Origin of the sequence: Bradyrhizobium sp. ARR65 (assembly GCF_000472385.1) — a bacterium.
Taxonomy (GTDB): domain Bacteria; phylum Pseudomonadota; class Alphaproteobacteria; order Rhizobiales; family Xanthobacteraceae; genus Bradyrhizobium.
The window spans coordinates 19,847-37,601 of sequence record NZ_AWZU01000029.1 but is presented as its reverse complement, the minus strand read 5'-3'; the positions used below and the strand labels follow the sequence as shown (position 1 = coordinate 37,601).

The following is a 17,755-nucleotide window of genomic DNA, read 5'->3' as shown; positions in this document are numbered from 1 at the left end:
GTTGGTTGAAGCAGGCCATCTGTGGATTCGCACTACCTCGCCCCGATGGGGAGCGATGCGAAGCATCGTTGCGATCCGACCTCTCCCTCTGGGAGAGGTAGACCTTCGCCATCGCCCGCAGCTAAGCCTAATCTCATCGCGCCGTAGAGCCAATTAAGGAGACCATCATGTTGTTGAAGGACCAGGCCGCCATCGTTACCGGAGGCGCATCGGGGCTGGGCGCCGCCACCGCGCGGAAGCTCGCCGCCCAGGGCGCGAAGGTCGCGGTCTGCGACCTCAATGCCAAGCTGGCGGAAAGCGTCGCAGCCGAGATCAACGGCACGGCGATCGTTTGCGACGTGTCGGATTCGGCTGCAGCCGAGGCTGCGATCGCGCAGGCCGAAAAGGCGCATGGCCCGGCGCGCGTGCTGGTGAACTGCGCCGGCATCGGTGTTGCTAAACGCGTCGTCGGCCGCGACGGAGCGATGCCGCTGCCTGATTTCGAGAAGGTGATCAAGATCAATCTGATCGGCTCTTTCAATATGCTGCGCGTGGCGACAGCAGCGATGTCCAAGCTCGAGTCGCTGGCAAGCGGCGAACGTGGCGTCGTCATCAACACCGCCTCCGTCGCCGCCTATGACGGCCAGATCGGGCAGGCGGCCTATTCGGCCTCCAAGGGCGGGATCGTCGCGATGACCTTGCCGATCGCGCGCGAGCTCGCGCAGTTCGGCATCCGCGTCATGACCATCGCGCCGGGCCTGTTCCTGACGCCGCTGCTGTCGAACCTGCCGCAGGAGGCGCAGGATTCGCTTGCGACCGCGATCCCGTTCCCGCACCGGCTCGGCCAGGCCGAGGAGTTCGCCTCGCTCGCGCTGCACATCATCGACAACCCCTATCTCAACGGCGAGGTGGTGCGCCTCGACGGCGCGCTGCGCATGGCACCGAAGTGATATGACACGATCGCCGCCACGAACTCGAACTCGCTCTCACCTCTCCCCGCGGGGAGAGGTGAACCGCCGCCTTGGCGGCATAACAGCTAGGTAAACACGATGTTCGTGCACCGGCGCGATGTCCAGATACAGTGGGGCGACTGCGATCCCGCCAACATCGTCTACTATCCGCGTTATTTCGCGATGTTCGACGATTCCACCTCGATCATGTTCGAGGCGGCGGGTTTTTCCAAGCAGGACCTCGTCAAGCGCTACGGGCTGGTCGGCATTCCCATGGTCGACACGCAGGCGAAATTCTACATCCCTTCCACCTACGGCGACTGGATCACGATCGAGAGCCGGATCGAGAGTTTCAAGCGGTCGAGTTTCGAGGTCACTCACAAGGTCTACAAGGGCGAGGCGCTTGCGATCGAGGCCTTCGAGACCCGCGTGCTGGTCGGCCGCGATCCCGATGATCCTGACAAGCTGAAATCGGTGCCGGTGCCGAGCGAGATCGTCGAGAAATTCATGCAGGGCTGATGCACACCTAAAGAGAGGGTTGAACTGCAGGGCAAGTTCTGCTCTGGAACAAGCGAACATTGCAGGGAGGAACGAATGAGGAAAGCCCTTTTGTCTGCCGCGGCGCTGGCGCTCAGCCTTGCGTTGCCGGGCGCGCCGGCGGGCGCGCAGACCAATGAGATCACCATCGGCATCAGCATTTCCACGACGGGGCCGGCGGCGGCGCTCGGCATCCCCGAGCGCAACGCGCTCGACTTCGTGGCGAAGGAGATCGCAGGCCATCCCTTGAAAGTGATCGTGCTCGACGACGGCGGCGACCCGACCAACGCCACAACGAATGCGCGGCGCTTTGTCACGGAGTCCAAGGCCGACATCATTATGGGCTCTTCCACGACGCCACCGACAATCGCGGTGTCCAACGTCGCCAACGAGGCCGGCATTCCGCATATCGGGCTCGCGCCATTCCCGATCACGCCGGAACGGGCGAAGTGGTCGGTGACGATGCCGCAGCCGATTCCGATCGTCGGCAAGGCGCTGTACGACCACATGAAGAAGCATGGCATCAAGACCGTCGGCTATATCGGCTATTCCGATTCCTACGGCGATCTCTGGCTGAACGATTTCAAGAAACAGGCCATCCCGATGGGCATGACGCTGGTCGATGATGAGCGCTTCGCGCGTCCCGACACATCGGTCACCGGCCAGGTGTTGAAGCTTGTCGCCGCCAATCCCGATGCCATCCTGGTCGGCGCCTCCGGCACCGCTGCGGCGTTGCCGCAGACCGAGCTGCGGGACCGCGGCTACAAGGGCCTGATCTATCAGACCCACGGCGCCGCCAGCATGGATTTCATCCGCATCGCGGGCAAGGCCGCCGAGGGCGTGATCATGGTTTCGGGGCCAGTGATGGATCCGGAGGATCAGCCCGACAGCGCGCTCACCAAGAAGCCGGGCCTGGCGCTGGACAAGGCCTATGAAGCCAAATACGGCCCGCGCAGCCAGTTCGCCGGCCATTCCTATGATGCGTTCCTGGTTCTGGAGCGTGTCGTCCCGACCGCGCTGAAAACGGCACAACCCGGCACGAGCGAATTCCGCGAGGCGATCCGAAAGGCGCTGCTGACCGAGCGGGAAATTCCGGCGAGCCAGGGCGTCTATAATTTCACCGAAACCGACCGCTACGGCCTGGACGACCGCTCGCGCATTCTGCTCACGGTGAAAAACGGCAAATACGTCCTGGCGGAGTGAGCGTGACTGCCGCAAGCACCACCGTCATCGCCCGCGACAGCGGGTGATCCAATAGATAGGCCCTTTGATCCAAGCGAGCACCAGCCTCGAACCGTCATCCTGAGGTGCTTGCGGTAGCGAGCCTCGAACGATGAACGGCCTGCTGCGAGGGCCGGGCCGTCGCCCTTCGAGGCTCGTGGAGCCTGTCATCGGGCCGCGCTTCGCGCGGACCCGGTGGCTCACACCTCAGGGTGACGGTACTAACTGGGAGCTGGTCATGTTGTAGAGCAGTCGCCGAGCTGAGCGAATCGAGGGGAGGCGAGCCCAAGGTGCCCGCCTGGCTCTGCAATTTGATCGGCGTATGCTCCTGCGGAACTGCCTCTCACAAGGAGAGAGGGCGCAATAATAAGCGCCGCGCCATAATAAGCACTGCGCCGTGGCCGCAATCTACTCCAGCCCGTAATGACGGTGGCAGGCGGCGCAGATGCTGTCGAGTTGATCGCTGACTTCGGAGATGGATTTCAGATCGTGCGCCTCCGCGGCGCGATAGGCTTTGTCCGCGGCGGCCGCGAGCTTGTTGACGTAGTCGTTCCATTGCGCATCCAGCGCCCGCTGCGGGATCATCAGCGCGTTCGTTGCTTCCGCCAGCGTTGCCGCGCCGCTGACGATCTTCTCCCAGTCGTCATCTGTTTTCGGCGAAAGGTCATGCTCGCCTTTCTCGTCGATGATCGTGCCGTTGGTGCTCCAGATGATCGCCGCGGCCGGACTGAGCACGTGCTCCATGAACGTCTTCATGTCGACATGGGGCTGGAAGGGCGGCATCGCCGCCACATCCTCCGACATTGATGGCGATGCGGCCAAGCCTGTCATGGCGACTGCAACAATCACGCCGCGAGAAAGGCGGAGCCTGCCCATCTCAAAGCACCTGCATGGTGAATCCGATCCAGCGCCCGCAAGCCACGACCGCGATCCAGAGCAGGATCGAGACCGCGCCTGCAAGGCGCGCCCGCAGCGGCGGTCGCGGCTCCTTCTCCCACTGCGACAGATCCCTCGCGCTGATGCCGTGGAAGATCAGCATATTCACGCCGGCGGCACAGATCAGACAGATCTTGGCGACGAAATAGCCGTTCTCCAGATATTTGGTCGCGTTGGAGATGAACAGCAAAAAGCCGGAGGTCGCCGCGATCGCGAATGCACTCCAAGTTACCGGGAGGATGGCACCCGCGAGCCGGCTCACGGGCCGATGAATGGAGGCGAGCCCGAGCAGGCGCAGGTCCAGCACGAGGATCGAGCCGACAACGAGGCAGATCGCGATCACGTGGACGGACTCGATGGATGGAAACAGCGTATCGTTTTCGCGAATGCTTTCCGCCAGCCCGCTGTCCTCGAAATAGGCAATGATATCCTGAAACTGCGACATCAACCGGCCTGCGTGTAGGCGATCCAGCGCCCGGCGAACAGGATGCCGCACCAGACCAGGATCGATACCGTTGCGAGAGCCTTGCCCGCCATCCGGCGGCTTCGATCCTTCTCCCAAGCGACTGGTGCGGAAGCGATCGATCTCTGCAGGCCTGCCGTCAGCAGGATCGCGACAAGCAGCAGGGTCATTTTGAGGTAAAAGGTTGGATTGACCAGCGAGCGGCGCGGCTCGCCGATGATCAGCAGGCCTCCGGTCGCGAGCAAGACGAGCAGCACGGGCCAGATCGCCGGCAGAAAGCGCCGCGCCACCTCGCGCAGCGGCTCGTCGCGCTCAAACAGCTGGAACAGCCGCAAATCAACCAGCACCGCGGATGAGAACACGATGGCGACGCAGAGAATGTGTATGGTCTGCAGCGTTGGAATGATCCAGCCCGCTGTCTGGATGGCATGGCTGAGCGACGTCGCCGACAGCCATTTGGAAAATGCAGTCAGAGCGGCCTCCATCGCCGGACTACTTCTCCATCTCAGGCGTCAGCGTGTAAGTCAGTTCCTGGCCACTTTGCAGCGTCACCTTTCGCAACAGCCCGCCAGGCTTGCCGTCACGAAGCGGAGCGTATTGGAAGGTCGCGTGATCGCCGACCTGCAGCGAGCGCTTGGTCCAGCCGGAGCGCGTCAACACGCCGGGGCTTGAGACCTCGAAAACCCAGGTCTCGGCCTGCTTGCCGTCCTTGGCGTCGGTCTCGACGACAAAAGTGATGTGAGGGTTGGTCCAGTTGACCTGCTTGACCGTGCCCTGCGTGGTCTGCTGATGTTCCTGGTCATAGGCGGCACCCGAATGGTGCGCCGCCGCGAGGGTCGGAAAGCCCAGCATCAGTGCAGCGGCAAGAGAAAAAGCCTTCACCGGCATCTCGATCATTCCCTATTTGTCCGTGCGAACCGTTCCGTACGCGCTTTGCGGGTTGAAGATGAATATGTCGTTGCCGTGCTCGTCCTTGCCTGGGATCAGGTCGCCCTGCTCGCACTCGCCCTCGATGATTTCATAATGGCGATCGGGGTAGCGGCGGAAAATTCGTGTCGTTTTCCAGGTCGTGGTGAGGACTTTCGGCGCGGTGATCTCGAGATCATCATGCATCACGTTCGGCTCGGTGAGATGAATGTGTTCGACGACATGCATGTCGCCATTGTTGGGAATGCCGACCGCTTCGCTGATCGCGATATAGGCTTGCGGCATGATCGCGGTGGTGTCGACCATCAGCGTATCGCCCTCCCAATGGCCGATCGAATGGCCGTGCAATGTCGGATCGGGATCCTCGGGATGCTGGCGGCCATCCGTGTAGATCCGCCGCATCCGGTTGCCATCGACCTCGCCGAGCAGGGTGATGCGACCTGGGGTTGTGAGCCACTCGAACGCATTATGCGTGATCAGCATCCAACTCGGCATGCCGTGCGGCAGACAGTGGCTCAGCACCAGAAACGGGCGCCCGGCCTTTTCCTCGGCAATCAAATGTTGAACCTGGCTTAGAATCTCCGGCTTCCAGGGCGGCATGTTCGCCGTCTCCTGGCGCTTCTGATCCCTTATGTCCGGGAGCCACACGCCGCTGAAATCAGGTTCAGCCCGCGCTCCGGATGCGGTCGACGCTCCGACCAGAGCCAGCACGAAACCAAGGACCGCAAGCTTGTGCGACATGCGACATCCCCAACGGCCCCGTTTGAGGATAGTTTGCGCGGGTGCGAAAGCAAAGCTGCCAAGTCACGCGCTTGCTTCACACTTGCGGGAGGTTCCGCGTGAGTTGAATGTTCAGATTCCGCTCTCGCCCGCGTGCTGGAAGCCGAGATAGCTGGCGGCGACGCCTTCGTGACGCTCGATCTCGGCCGCGCTTCCCTGCAGCACGAACTCGCCGAGCTCCATCACATAGGCGCGGTCGGCGATCTTCAGCGCAGCCTGCGCGTTCTGCTCGACGAGCAGCACGGAGACGCCGGCGCTGCGCAGTTCGGAGACGGTGCGGAAAATATCGGCGACGATGATCGGAGCGAGCCCCAGGCTCGGCTCATCCAGCATCAACAGTTTGGGCGCGCCCATCAGCGCGCGGCCCATGGCCAGCATCTGCTGCTCGCCGCCGGACAGCGTGCCTGCGAGCTGCTTGCGCCGCTCCTTCAGGCGCGGAAACAGCGTGTAGACTCGTTCGAACGCACTAGCCGAACCAGCCGATGTGCCGCGAAAGGCGCCGAGCAGGAGATTGTCCTCGACGCTCATGCTCCAGAACAGCTCGCGATGTTCCGGCACGAGGCTTAGCCCTAAGCCGACACGGTCCTCGATCTCGAGCTGTGTCAGGTCCGCACCCAGAAAGCCGATGCGGCCCTTGAGGGGCAGCACGCCCATGATCGCGTTGAGCAGCGTGGTCTTGCCGGCGCCGTTGGCGCCGATGATGGTGACGATCTCGTTCGCGGCAACCTCGAGCGATACCGAACGTACCGCCTCGACCTTGCCATAGGCGACATGGGCATCAGCAATCGTCAGCAGCGCGCTCATGCGGCGGCTCCAAGATAGGCCCTAATCACTTCCGGATTCGTCTTGATGGCGTCCGGCGTTCCTTCCGCGATCTTGGTGCCGAAATCGAGCACGACCACGCGATCGGCCAAATCCATCACAAATCCCATATCGTGCTCGACCAGCAGCACCGACATGCCGCCGTCGCGCAATTGCCGCAGCAGCGCAGCGAGCCGCTGCTTTTCCATGTGCCGCAGGCCCGCGGCCGGCTCGTCCAACAGCAGCAGCAACGGATCGGCGCAAAGCGCGCGGGCGATCTCGACAATGCGCTGCTGGCCGAGCGAGAGCGAGCCGGCCGGTTGGTCGATCTGCTCGGCAAGACCGACGCGCTCGATCTGGCGCGCGGCTTCCGCGAACAGCTTTGCTTCATCCGTGCGGTCGAGGCGGAACATGCTGGCGAGCGGGCCGGCATGGCCGCGCAAATGCGCGCCGATCGCGACATTCTCCAGCACGCTCATGTCCGGCACCAGCTTCACATGCTGGAAGGTGCGGGCGACGCCGAGCTTGACCACCTCCTGTGGGGGCGGATTGCGCAGCCTTTTGCCGAGCACGGAGATCGAGCCGCTGGTCGCCGTGAGCACGCCGGTGATCAGGTTGAACGTCGTGCTCTTGCCAGCGCCGTTCGGGCCGATCAGCGCGACGATCTCGCGCGGCCGCACGGCAAAGGACACGTCGTTCACCGCCACCACGCCGCCGAACTGCTTGCGCGCCTTCTCGAGCTGCAGCAGCACGCCGCCCTCGTGCGGCGCCCGCTCGCGAGGGCTGAGCTTGAGCGAGACGTCCGGGCGCTTGCGGGCGGCCTTGACCGGGAGCCAGGACATCACGAGCGCCCATACGCCGGTCGGCGCGAGCTGCAACAGCGCCACCAGCAGGATACCGAATACGATGATCTCGAGCTGGCCTTCGCCGTGCAACAGAAGCGGCAGATAGCTCTGCAGCACCTCCTTGAGCACCACCACGATCGCTGCGCCGAGCACGCCGCCCCAGACGTAGCCGGCGCCGCCGACCACCGCGATGAACAGATATTCGATGCCGGCCTGCGCGCCGAAGGGCGTCGGATTCACCGCGCGCTGGAAATGCGCGTAGAGCCAGCCCGAGAGTCCCGCCAGCACCGCGGCATGGATGAAGACGAGAAGCTTGGCGCGCGGCGTCTGCACGCCAAAGGCTTCCGCTGCGATGTGGCCGCGCCGGAGCGCCCGGATGGCGCGACCGGTGCGGGAGTCCAACAGATTCAAGGTGAGCAGCGCCGAGACGAATACCGCGATCCAGATCGCGTAATAGATCGTGCCGGGATCAAGCATCTTCAGCGCACCGATCGACAACGGCGGGATCGCCGAAATGCCGTCATTGCGGCCGAGGAATTCCAGCTTGCTGAACAGATAGAACAGCCCGAGTCCCCAGGCGATGGTGCCGAGCGGCAGATAATGGCCTGATAGCCGCACGGTGACGAGACCGAGCAGGATCGCGGCGATGCCGCTCACCGCAAGCGAAGCCGGCAACGCGAGCCAGGGCGAGACGCCATAGGCCGTGGTCAGTACCGCCGTGGTGTAGGCACCGAAACCGACGAACGCCGCCTGGCCGAAGGAGGTAAGGCCGCCGACGCCGGTCAGCAGCACGAGTCCCATCGCCACCAGCGCGGAGAGGCCGATATTGTCGAGCAGCACGATCCAGAACGGCGGAACATCAGGCACAAAGGGAATCGCCGCCATCAGGGCCGCGAAAACGAGGACGGGCCAGCGCTCGCGCATCGCTTCAGTCCCCCTCTTCCTCGACCGCGGGCGCGGCGAGCGAGCGCAGCAGCAGCACCGGGATCAAGAGCGTAAAGACGATGACTTCCTTGAAGTTGCTGGCATAGAAGGAGGAGAAGGCCTCGACGACGCCGACCAGGAGCGCGGCCATGGCGGTCAGCGGATAGCTGACGAGGCCGCCGATGATCGCGGCAATGAAGCCTTTGAGGCCGATCAAAAATCCGGTGTCGTAATAGAGCGTCGTGATCGGCACGATCAGGATGCCCGACAACGCGCCGATGACGGACGCGAGCAGGAAGGCGATCTGTCCCGACAGCGAGGTCCTGATCCCGACCAGCCGCGCGCCGAGCCGGTTCACGGCGGTGGCGCGCAGCGCCTTGCCATAAACGGTCAAGCCGAAGAACAGCCAGAGCGCGACGATGAAGGCGACGGTGAGCCCGTAGACCGCGATGCTCTGTCCGGTGAAACGCAGCGGGCCCAATGTTGCGGCCGCATCGGCAAGCGCAGGTCCGCGCTGTCCTTCGGCGCCGAAGAACAACAGCCCCAAACCTTGCATGGCGAGATGACAGCCCACGGAGGCGATCAGCAGCACCAGCACCGAGGTGTGCGCGAGCGGCTGGAAGGCGAGGCGATAGAGGAAGACGCCGATCAGCGCCACGATGACAAGCGAAGCGCCAACATTGACCAGAACCGGCGAATGCCGACCGGCCAGCCACGACGTCAGCGCCAGCACCGCGCCCGGCAAAACGACATTGACCGCGAAGGCGCGCGCAAGCTTTTGCCAGCGGAGGAGCCGTCGCGCGGCGAACAGATCGAAGGCAAAGGCGGCAATACCCATCACGAGCGCCAGCTTCGCCGTGCCCGGCATCTGGCCGGCGCTCAGCGAGGCATAGGTCAGCGCGCCATAGGTGACGAACTCGCCCTGTGGGATCAGGATCACGCGCGTTACGGCGAACACCAGCACAAGTGCCAGCCCCAAGAGGGCGTAGATCGCGCCATTGGTGATGCCGTCCTGCACCAGGAACAGCATGATCGTGGAGTTCAAGTGCGGACGCTCCCCCTGATGTCCGGCCTGATTGCAAAGCAAGGCCGGCTCGTCGCGGCAGTTGAAAAGCCGTACCGATATTTGATATGTTGAATAACAATTATCAAATATAATCTCAAGGCTGCCGGCCGGCCTTGCTGTTTCCAACCTGTCGTGATCGCGAGCATGGGGCGATGACCGTTTCCAAGACTGCTGTCGCCGAGGCCGCAAGAGCCCGCAAGGAGCCGGTTGAGCCGGCCGAGACCACAGCGCTCCAGCTTGGCGAGCTTTCCGAGCTGCTCGGCTATACGCTGAAACGCGCGCAGCTCAAAATCTTCGAGGATTTTCTGCGCTGCATGGCCCCCCTGCAGCTCACGCCTGCGCAATTTTCCGTGTTGCTCCTGCTGGAGAAGAATCCCGGCCGTAACCAGACCGAGATTGCCAATACGCTTGGGATCCTGCGGCCGAATTTCGTCTCGATGCTCGACGGCTTGGAAAGCCGCGGGCTGTGCGAGCGGGTGCGCTCGACCAACGACCGCCGCTCGCACATCCTGCTCTTGACGGAGAGGGGCCGCAACATGCTGGTCCGGGCAAAAAGGCTCGTCGCCAACAAGCATGAGGCGCGGCTCAACGAGCTCCTCGGCCCCACCAACCGCGCCGCGCTGCTCGCGATGCTGACCAAGATCGTCAACGAATTCTAGGTGGGCCCGTCATTCCGGGCGATGCGATTGCATCGAACCCGCAAATCTCGCGCCCACAACTTCTGGATTCCGCAGTTCGCTCGCTGTCGCGAGCGCCCGGAATGACGGGATCGGTCCGTCCGAATACGGTGATGCCGTAAACCTTCTAATTGATGCTTGACACATCAATTTGGAGGTATAGTAACTGGATTCTCTCAGAATTCGGCAGAGGGGTGAGTCCCGTGATCACCGCCGCGCAGTTGCGCGCCGCCCGCGCGCTTCTTGGGATTGATCAGCGCGAGCTGGCGCAACGCTGCGGCCTGTCGCTGCCGACCATCCAGCGCATGGAAGCTTCCGAAGGGGTGATCCGCGGCAATGTCGATTCGCTGATGAAGCTGGTCGAGGCACTGGCCGCAGCCGGAATCGAGCTGATCGGCGAGGGGGCCGCGAGCCAGGGCGGCGGCCGCGGCGTCAGGCTGATATCACCGGCGCCAAAAGCCGGAGCGGGCGACTTGGCATGAACGCGCGCGCGGCCATCGACACCCGGACGCGGCCATGATCGCCGCGGCGCTGACTTGCGTCGCGGTGTTGCTGGCGCTGGCGCCAGCGGGAATTGTGCTCGCCACGCATGCGCGCGGCTCGGCCGTGGTTTATGGCGCAAGCTTGGTTGCGACCCTTGCGCTCTGCGTCATCGCGCTTTCGGTTCTGCTCGATCCGGCGCATCCGACGCTGAGCACTACGCTGCCCGTTGGATTGCCCTGGTTAGGGGCGCATTTCCGCATCGATCCGCTTGCCGCCTTCTTTCTCTCCGCGATCAATTTTGGCGGCGCGGCAGCGAGCCTGTTCGCGCTGGGCTACGGCCGGCACGAGCATTCGCCGGGGCGCGTGCTGCCGTTTTATCCGGCCTATCTCGCCGCCATGAACGCCGTTGTGCTGGCGGATGACGCCTTCAGCTTCCTGGTCGCCTGGGAGTTCATGTCGCTCGCCTCTTGGGCGCTGGTGGTTGCCCATCATCGCGAGAGCGAGAATGTCCGCGCCGGCTATGTCTATCTGCTGATGGCAAGCTTCGGCACGCTGACGCTGCTGCTCGCCTTCGGCGTGCTCGCAGGCGGCAGCGGCAGTTATGATTTCGCCACCATCCGCGCCACGCATCTGACGCCGATGCTCTCGACTGCGGTCCTGTTGCTGGCGTTGCTGGGAGCCGGATCGAAGGCCGGTCTGGTGCCGCTGCATGCCTGGCTGCCGCTCGCACATCCCGCAGCACCGAGCCATGTCTCCGCGCTGATGAGCGGCGTCATGACCAAGGTCGCCATCTACGGCTTTGTTCGCGTCGTGTTCGACCTGCTCGGTCAGCCGGAATGGTGGTGGAGCATGCTCGTCCTGGCGATCGGCGGTCCATCCGCCACGCTCGGCGTGCTTTATGCGCTGATGCAGCGCGACATCAAGCGCGTGCTGGCCTACTCGACGATCGAGAATATCGGCATCGTTTTCGTCGGGCTCGGCCTCGCGCTCGCCTTCAAGGCCGAAGGCATGGCCTGGGTCGCGGCGCTCGCCTTCACCGCAGCACTGCTCCATGTGCTCAACCATGCGGCCTTCAAAAGCCTGCTCTTCTTCGGTGCCGGGTGCGTGCTCAACGCCACCGGCGAGCGGGATATGGAAAGACTGGGCGGGCTGATCCACCGCATGCCGCAAACGGCGGTCGCGATGCTGATCGGCTGCGTCGCGATCTCGGCGCTGCCGCCCTTCAACGGCTTTGTCTCGGAATGGCTGACATTCCAGGCGATCTTGCTTAGCCCACAATTGCCATCCTGGGGGCTGAAGCTGATCATTCCCGCCGTCGGTGGGCTGCTGGCGCTGGCCGCGGCGCTTGCGGCCGCCTGTTTCGTGAAGCTCTACGGCATCAGCTTTCTCGGCCGCGCGCGCGGAGAGGCGGCCGGCGGCGCGCAGGAGGTCGATCGCTTCTCGCTGGCCGCCCTGTTCGCATTGGCCGCGTTCTGCCTCGTGGCCGGCATTTTCCCAGGCCTCTTCATCGATGCGCTGGGACCGGTCGCGACCGCAATGGTCGGCAACAGCATGCCGCACCAGGCTGGCCTCGAATGGCTGACCATCGTGCCGATCGCGGAAAGCCGCAGCTCCTATAACGGTCTCCTGCTGTTCGCCTTCGTGCTGCTCTCCGGCTCGATCGCCTCGATCGCAATTCATCGCCTCGCTTCCGATCGCCTCCGCCGCGCACCGGCCTGGGACTGCGGTTTCCCCGATTCCAGCCCTGCGATCCAATACACCGCATCCAGCTTCTCGCAGCCGATCCGTCGCGTGTTCGGCACCACCATCTTTGCCGCGCGCGAGATCGGTGAGATGCCGCCGCCGGGCTCGGCCGCGCCGGCGCGACTCGTGGTCGACATGCATGATCTGATCTGGGATGCGCTCTATGCCCCGATCGCAAAGGCCATCGGCTTTGCGACCGAGCGCATCAACGTCCTGCAATTCCTGACCATCCGCCGCTATCTCGCGCTGGTATTCGTGGCGCTGATCGTGCTGCTGCTGGTGCTCGCGATATGAGCATGATCAACGATCTCATCTCGCAGGGTGCGCAGATGCTGCTCGTGCTCATGCTCGCGCCGCTGCTCACCGGCTTCGTCCGCAAGATCAAGGCGCGACTGTTACGCCGGCAAGGTCCGCCGCTGTTGCAGCCCTATCGCGACCTGATCCGCCTGATGCGTAAGGACGTGGTGCTGGCGGAAAACGCCTCCTGGCTGTTCCGCGTCATCCCCTACATCATCTTCGCCGGCACCTGGGTCGCGGCCTCGCTGGTGCCGACCTTCGGCAGCGGATTGTTGTTCTCCTGGTCGGCCGACCTCATCGCCATCATTGCGCTGCTCGGCAGCGCGCGCTTCTTCCTTGCGCTCGCTGGCCTCGACGTCGGCACCGCCTTCGGCGGCATCGGCTCCAGCCGCGAGGTGATGATCGCTTCGCTCGCCGAGCCCGCGATCCTGATCATGGTGTTTTCGGTGGCAATGATCGCGGGCTCGACCCAGCTCTCGACCATCGCCGAATTCATGGGCTCGAGCGCGGTGGGCCTGCGCGTATCGCTTGGTCTTGCGCTGGTCGCGCTGACGATCGTGGCCATCGCCGAGAACGGGCGAATTCCCGTCGACAATCCGGCGACGCACCTCGAACTCACCATGGTGCATGAGGCGATGGTGCTGGAATATTCGGGGCGGCATCTCGCGCTGATCGATCTCTCCTCGCAACTGAAACTGTTGCTCTACATTTCGATGATCGCCTGCATCTTCATGCCATGGGGCGCCGCCGCGCCGGAGGCCGGCGTGCGGTCGCTGGCGTTCGGCGCGCTCACCTACATCGTCAAGCTTTCGGCCTGCGGCGTCGCGCTCGCGGTCTTTGAGACCGCGATCGCCAAGATGCGGGTGTTCCGGATACCGGAGTTCTTGGGCGCGGCGCTGATGCTGGCGCTGCTGGCAACGCTGCTGCGCTTCGTTTCGGGGAGCCTGTGAGCCATGCACGGCCTTGAATTCGACGTCGCTCATCTGCTCGCGGGCACGCTGGTGCTGGCAAGCTTCATGATGCTCTACCAGGACCGGCTCACCGCGCTCCTCAACGTCTATGCGCTGCATGCGCTGGTCCTGGCGCTGTCGGTCGCCTGGCAGGCCTTTATCCAGGACGCGCCGCATCTCTATGTCACCGCTTTCATCGCGCTGGTCTTCAAGGCCACCATCATTCCGGTCGCCCTGCACCGGATCATCGTCCGCCTCGGCATTCACCGCGAGATCGAGACCGCCGTGGGTGTCGGGCTGACCATGATGGCCGGCATCGGCCTGGTGGCGCTGTCGATGGTGGTGATGCTGCGCGTCACGCCCGGTGCTGATGCGCTGGCGCGGGAGGATCTTGCCTTTGCGCTCTCGGTGGTGCTGCTCGGGCTCCTGATCATGGTGACCCGCCGCAATGCGGTGAGCCAGGTGGTTGGCTTCATGTCGCTGGAAAACGGTCTGGTGCTGGCGGCGACCGGCGCCAAGGGCATGCCGCTGGTGGTGGAGATCAGCGTCGCCTTCTCGGTGCTGATCGCCTTCATCGTCATCGGCATCTTCCTGTTCCGCATTCGCGAGCGCTTCGACAGCGTCGATATCCAGGCGTTGGACCGTTTCCGGGGAGAACGCCGATGACTGTCGACGCGCTCGCCGCCATCCTGCTCATCCCCGCAGTGTCGGCCGCAATCCTCGCGCTGATGCCCGATTACCGGCTGAGCGCAGCAATCAACGTAGTGGCGGCGGTGTTCACCTTCCTGACCGCCTTGTCGCTGTTCGTGGTCGAGCCGGTGTCCGGCCAGTATCTTCTGGTCGACGACCTCAACAAGGTGTTCATCGTGCTCAACACCTTCGTCGGCTTCACCACGAGCGTGTTCAGCGCGAGCTATATCAGCCATGAAATCGCGATCGGGCGGCTGACGCCCGCCTTCGTGCGCTTCTATCACGCGATGTACCAGACGCTGATGTTCGCGATGAACCTTGCGCTGGTCGCCAACAATATCGGCCTGATGTGGGTCGCGGTCGAAGTTGCGACGCTGACCACGGTGCTGATGGTCGGCATCTACCGCACCCATGAGGCGCTGGAGGCGGCCTGGAAGTATTTCATTCTCGGCAGCGTCGGCATCGCGCTCGCGCTGTTCGGCACCATCCTGGTCTACATGGCCGCGCGGCCTGTGATCGGGGAGGGACTGGACGCGATGGTGTGGACGGTGCTGGTGAAGCGCGCCGCCGAATTCGATCCTGCGCTGCTCAATGTCGCCTTCGTGTTTCTGCTGCTCGGCTACGGCACCAAGGTGGGCCTGGCGCCGCTGCATGCCTGGCTGCCCGACGCCCATGCCGAGGGACCAACGCCGATCTCGGCGGTGCTGTCCGGCCTTCTGCTCAACGTTGCGCTCTACGCGCTGCTCCGCTTCAAGATGATCCTCGCGGTTTCCGTCGGCACCATCGCGCCGGGCCCGCTGATGGTGGTGATGGGCCTGATCTCCGTGATCTTCGCGAGCCTGATGCTCTACCGCCGGCGCGACATCAAGCGCATGTTCGCCTATTCCTCCATCGAGCACATGGGCATCATCGTGTTCGCCTTCGGCATGGGCGGGCCGCTCGCGAATTTCGCAGGTCTGTTGCACATGACCATGCATTCGCTGACCAAGTCGGCGATCTTCTTTGCCGTCGGCCATGTCGCGCAGGTCAAGGGAACGCAGAAGATCGCCGATATCGGCGGGCTCACCGTCACCAACCCGGTGCTCGGCTGGGGATTGATGCTCGGCGTCGTCGCCATCGTCGGCCTGCCGCCGCTCGGCATCTTCATGAGCGAGTTCCTGGTCGTGAGCTCGACCTTCGCTCGCGCGCCTTACCTCGCAGCCATCCTGGTGCTCGGCATCCTGATCGCGCTGGGCGGCCTGTTCTTGCGCATCAATGCCGTGATGTTCGGCGAGCCGAAGGGTGCGACGAAGCCGGCCGAAGCCTCTTACGTGCCGATGTTCACCCATCTGGCGCTGGTCTGTATGGCCGGCGTCTATTTGCCGCCGGCCCTGGTGAACGGCTTTCAGAACGTCGCGCGACTGTTGGGGTAAGCTCAATGGCTCTGCTCGACGGCATCCCACATCACTCCACTTCGTCCCCGCATCGGCCCTGGCCACGCGCCGCCGTCGGCGAGGAGGGGTGGCTGAAGGCGATCGAGCTTCTCGCTGGCGGGGAGCTCACGCTGCTCGGCCTGTGGGGCGAGGCGACCGCCGTGCACATGGCGCTGCTCGGCGGGGCGAGCGATGCCGCGGTCATCACCCTGCAATGCGCATCGGGAAAATTCCCTGGCGTCAGTGCCTCCCATCCGCCGGCGCTGCGGCTCGAACGCAGCATTTGCGATCTCTTCGGACTGGAGGCGGTCGGCGCCGGCGATACGCGGCCGTGGCTCGATCACGGCGTGTGGGGCGTGCACGCGCCGCTCGGCAGCAACACGGCCGCGGGCGAGAAGGCTCCCTATCCATTCCTGCCGGCCGAAGGCGAGGCGCTGCACCAGGTCGCCGTCGGCCCGATTCATGCCGGGATCATCGAGCCCGGCCATTTCCGCTTCTCGGCGAATGGCGAGCACGTGGTGCGGGTGGAGCAGCGGTTCGGCTTTGTGCACAAAGGCATTGAAAAGCTGATGCAGGACGCCTCGCTGGAGGCGGCAGCAAAGCTCGCAGGCCGCACCTCCGGCGACAGCACGGTCGCTTATTCTTTTGCGTTTGCACGCGCCGTCGAAGCAGCGCTCGGCATCGAGGCACCGCCGCGTGCGACTTATTTGCGGGCGCTGATGGCTGAGCTGGAGCGGCTCGCCAATCATATCGGCGATATCGGCGGGATCTGCAACGATGCCTCCTTCGCGCTGATGCTGGCCCAGACCGGCATCCTGCGTGAGCGCGTCTTGCGCGCCGCCGACGCCTGCTTCGGCCACAGATTGATGATGGATATGATCGTGCCGGGCGGTGTTGCGCGCGACATCGCCTCCGGCGACCTGGAGCAGGTGCGGGCGCTGCTTGCCGAAATCCGCAAAGTGTTCCCGCGCCTGGTCGAGCTCTATGACAACACCGCCTCGCTGCAGGACCGCACCGTCACAACAGGCATTGTCAAACCCGACTACGCCCGCCGGTTCGGGGCCGGCGGCTATGTCGGTCGCGCGGCGGGCCGCGCCTTCGATGCGCGGCGAAACTTCGCTTACGCGCCCTATGATCAATTGTCGTTTGAAGTACCGGTGCTGAGGGCCGGCGACGTCAATGCGCGGGTCTGGATCCGCATCCGCGAAGTCGAACAGAGCCTTGCGCTGATCGATCAGATCCTCGATCGCCTGCCGCGCGGTGAGATCGGGACAGAGCTCAAGGCGAGCGGCGAGGTGCGCGAGGGCATGGCCCTGGTCGAGGCATTCCGCGGCGACGTGTTGGTCTGGCTGCGGCTCGACGGCGAGAACCGCATCCTGCGCTGCCATTTGCGCGACGCCTCCTGGTTCCAGTGGCCGCTGCTGGAGGCTGCGATCGAGAAGAACATCATCGCCGACTTCCCGCTCTGCAACAAATCCTTCAACTGCTCCTATTCCGGGGTCGATTTGTAAGGCGTATGCGATGCGAAAGACCTTGCTCGAAAGCCTCACGCACGGCCCGCTCACCGAAGCGCCGCCCGCGCCGGATGAAGCGGCGCTCGCTGAGCTGGCGAAGAACGTCGACAAAGCGGCGCAGGCGCGGCTCGGACGTTCGCTGTCGATCCGCGCGGTCGACGCCGGCTCCTGCAATGCTTGCGAGCTGGAAATTCACGCGCTCAGCAACGCCTTTTACGACCTCGAGCGTTTCGGCCTGCGCTTTGTTGCCTCGCCCCGCCACGCCGACGTCTTGATGGTGACGGGGCCGGTGACAAAAAACATGCGCGAGGCGCTGCTTCGCGCCTATAACGCCACGCCCGATCCCAAATGGGTCGTGGCTGTCGGTGGCTGCGCGGCCGATGGCGGCATTTTCAGGGGCAGTTACGCCTGTCTCGGCGGCGTGTCCGATGTGGTGCCGGTCGATCTGCACATTCCCGGCTGCCCGCCATCACCCACCGCGTTGCTCAAGGGCTTGCTGGCGCTGCTGCAGCATGTCGCGGGGAAGTAGCATCCTTGCTCTTTTTGCCGTCATTCCGGGG

At 64.0% G+C, this 17,755-nt stretch carries 19 protein-coding genes; 11 read left to right on the top strand and 8 right to left on the bottom strand.

The window, feature by feature from the left end; all coding sequences use genetic code 11:
• The first annotated feature begins 167 nt into the window (after nucleotides 1–167).
• The 3 genes from F758_RS0127160 to F758_RS0127150 all read left to right on the top strand — a co-directional run bounded on the left by F758_RS0127160 (nucleotide 168) and on the right by F758_RS0127150 (nucleotide 2,669).
• Nucleotides 168–929 carry an SDR family NAD(P)-dependent oxidoreductase gene (locus F758_RS0127160; RefSeq protein WP_024510837.1) on the top strand — a complete coding sequence of 254 codons (762 nt, stop codon included), beginning with the start codon at nucleotides 168–170 and terminating at the stop codon, nucleotides 927–929.
• 99 nt (nucleotides 930–1,028) lie between these two features.
• A complete protein-coding gene (locus F758_RS0127155) occupies nucleotides 1,029–1,448 on the top strand; it encodes an acyl-CoA thioesterase (RefSeq protein WP_024510836.1) in 420 nt (139 codons plus the stop codon).
• 75 nt (nucleotides 1,449–1,523) lie between these two features.
• Nucleotides 1,524–2,669, top strand: coding sequence for an ABC transporter substrate-binding protein (locus F758_RS0127150; protein WP_024510835.1), 1,146 nt, complete (start codon nucleotides 1,524–1,526; stop codon nucleotides 2,667–2,669).
• Nucleotides 2,670–3,095: 426 nt separating this feature from the next.
• Here the strand turns inward: F758_RS0127150 and F758_RS0127145 are convergent, their stop codons facing one another.
• The 8 genes from F758_RS0127145 to F758_RS0127110 all read right to left on the bottom strand — a co-directional run bounded on the left by F758_RS0127145 (nucleotide 3,096) and on the right by F758_RS0127110 (nucleotide 9,408).
• A complete protein-coding gene (locus tag F758_RS0127145) occupies nucleotides 3,096–3,470 on the bottom strand; it encodes a hypothetical protein (RefSeq protein WP_157450179.1) in 375 nt (124 codons plus the stop codon).
• A gap of 94 nt (nucleotides 3,471–3,564) precedes the next feature.
• Nucleotides 3,565–4,068 carry a DUF6644 family protein gene (locus F758_RS0127140; protein ID WP_024510833.1) on the bottom strand — a complete coding sequence of 168 codons (504 nt, stop codon included), beginning with the start codon at nucleotides 4,066–4,068 and terminating at the stop codon, nucleotides 3,565–3,567.
• Nucleotides 4,068–4,571, bottom strand: a complete 504-nt coding sequence (locus tag F758_RS0127135; RefSeq protein ID WP_024510832.1) for a DUF6644 family protein — start codon at nucleotides 4,569–4,571, stop codon at nucleotides 4,068–4,070. The genes F758_RS0127140 and F758_RS0127135 overlap by 1 nt, the downstream gene beginning before the upstream one ends.
• A gap of 7 nt (nucleotides 4,572–4,578) precedes the next feature.
• A complete protein-coding gene (locus tag F758_RS44645; protein ID WP_024510831.1) occupies nucleotides 4,579–4,983 on the bottom strand; it encodes a DUF6152 family protein in 405 nt (134 codons plus the stop codon).
• A 3-nt stretch (nucleotides 4,984–4,986) separates the two neighbouring features.
• Nucleotides 4,987–5,754, bottom strand: coding sequence for a hypothetical protein (locus F758_RS0127125; RefSeq protein WP_024510830.1), 768 nt, complete (start codon nucleotides 5,752–5,754; stop codon nucleotides 4,987–4,989).
• Nucleotides 5,755–5,865: 111 nt separating this feature from the next.
• Nucleotides 5,866–6,597 (bottom strand): ABC transporter ATP-binding protein, encoded by a 732-nt coding sequence (locus tag F758_RS0127120; RefSeq protein ID WP_024510829.1) that lies wholly within the window; start codon nucleotides 6,595–6,597, stop codon nucleotides 5,866–5,868.
• Entirely contained in the window at nucleotides 6,594–8,363 is a 1,770-nt protein-coding gene (locus tag F758_RS0127115; protein WP_024510828.1) for a branched-chain amino acid ABC transporter ATP-binding protein/permease, read from the bottom strand. Before F758_RS0127115 ends, F758_RS0127120 begins: the two co-directional genes overlap by 4 nt.
• A gap of 4 nt (nucleotides 8,364–8,367) precedes the next feature.
• Nucleotides 8,368–9,408 (bottom strand): branched-chain amino acid ABC transporter permease, encoded by a 1,041-nt coding sequence (locus F758_RS0127110; RefSeq protein ID WP_024510827.1) that lies wholly within the window; start codon nucleotides 9,406–9,408, stop codon nucleotides 8,368–8,370.
• Nucleotides 9,409–9,581: 173 nt separating this feature from the next.
• On the opposite strand from F758_RS0127110, the gene F758_RS0127105 reads away from it, so the two are divergent.
• The 8 genes from F758_RS0127105 (at nucleotide 9,582) to F758_RS0127070 (ending at nucleotide 17,724) form a co-directional block, all read left to right on the top strand.
• The gene (locus tag F758_RS0127105; protein WP_024510826.1) at nucleotides 9,582–10,088 is read left to right on the top strand and encodes a MarR family winged helix-turn-helix transcriptional regulator; all 507 of its coding nucleotides are present in this window, start codon (nucleotides 9,582–9,584) and stop codon (nucleotides 10,086–10,088) included.
• Nucleotides 10,089–10,309: 221 nt separating this feature from the next.
• On the top strand, nucleotides 10,310–10,588 hold the full coding sequence (locus tag F758_RS0127100; protein WP_024510825.1) for a helix-turn-helix domain-containing protein: 279 nt from the start codon (nucleotides 10,310–10,312) through the stop codon (nucleotides 10,586–10,588).
• Between the two features lie 34 nt (nucleotides 10,589–10,622).
• Nucleotides 10,623–12,626, top strand: a complete 2,004-nt coding sequence (gene hyfB, locus F758_RS0127095) for a hydrogenase 4 subunit B (RefSeq protein ID WP_024510824.1) — start codon at nucleotides 10,623–10,625, stop codon at nucleotides 12,624–12,626.
• Entirely contained in the window at nucleotides 12,623–13,579 is a 957-nt protein-coding gene (locus F758_RS0127090; RefSeq protein WP_024510823.1) for a respiratory chain complex I subunit 1 family protein, read from the top strand. Before hyfB ends, F758_RS0127090 begins: the two co-directional genes overlap by 4 nt.
• A 3-nt stretch (nucleotides 13,580–13,582) precedes the next feature.
• Nucleotides 13,583–14,245, top strand: coding sequence for a hydrogenase-4 component E (locus tag F758_RS0127085; RefSeq protein WP_024510822.1), 663 nt, complete (start codon nucleotides 13,583–13,585; stop codon nucleotides 14,243–14,245).
• Complete coding sequence (locus tag F758_RS0127080; protein ID WP_024510821.1) at nucleotides 14,242–15,681, top strand: hydrogenase 4 subunit F; 1,440 nt, start codon at nucleotides 14,242–14,244, stop codon at nucleotides 15,679–15,681. Before F758_RS0127085 ends, F758_RS0127080 begins: the two co-directional genes overlap by 4 nt.
• A gap of 5 nt (nucleotides 15,682–15,686) precedes the next feature.
• The gene (locus F758_RS0127075; protein ID WP_024510820.1) at nucleotides 15,687–17,192 is read left to right on the top strand and encodes a hydrogenase large subunit; all 1,506 of its coding nucleotides are present in this window, start codon (nucleotides 15,687–15,689) and stop codon (nucleotides 17,190–17,192) included.
• 10 nt (nucleotides 17,193–17,202) lie between these two features.
• Entirely contained in the window at nucleotides 17,203–17,724 is a 522-nt protein-coding gene (locus F758_RS0127070; protein WP_024510819.1) for an NADH-quinone oxidoreductase subunit B family protein, read from the top strand.
• Nucleotides 17,725–17,755 lie beyond the last annotated feature (31 nt).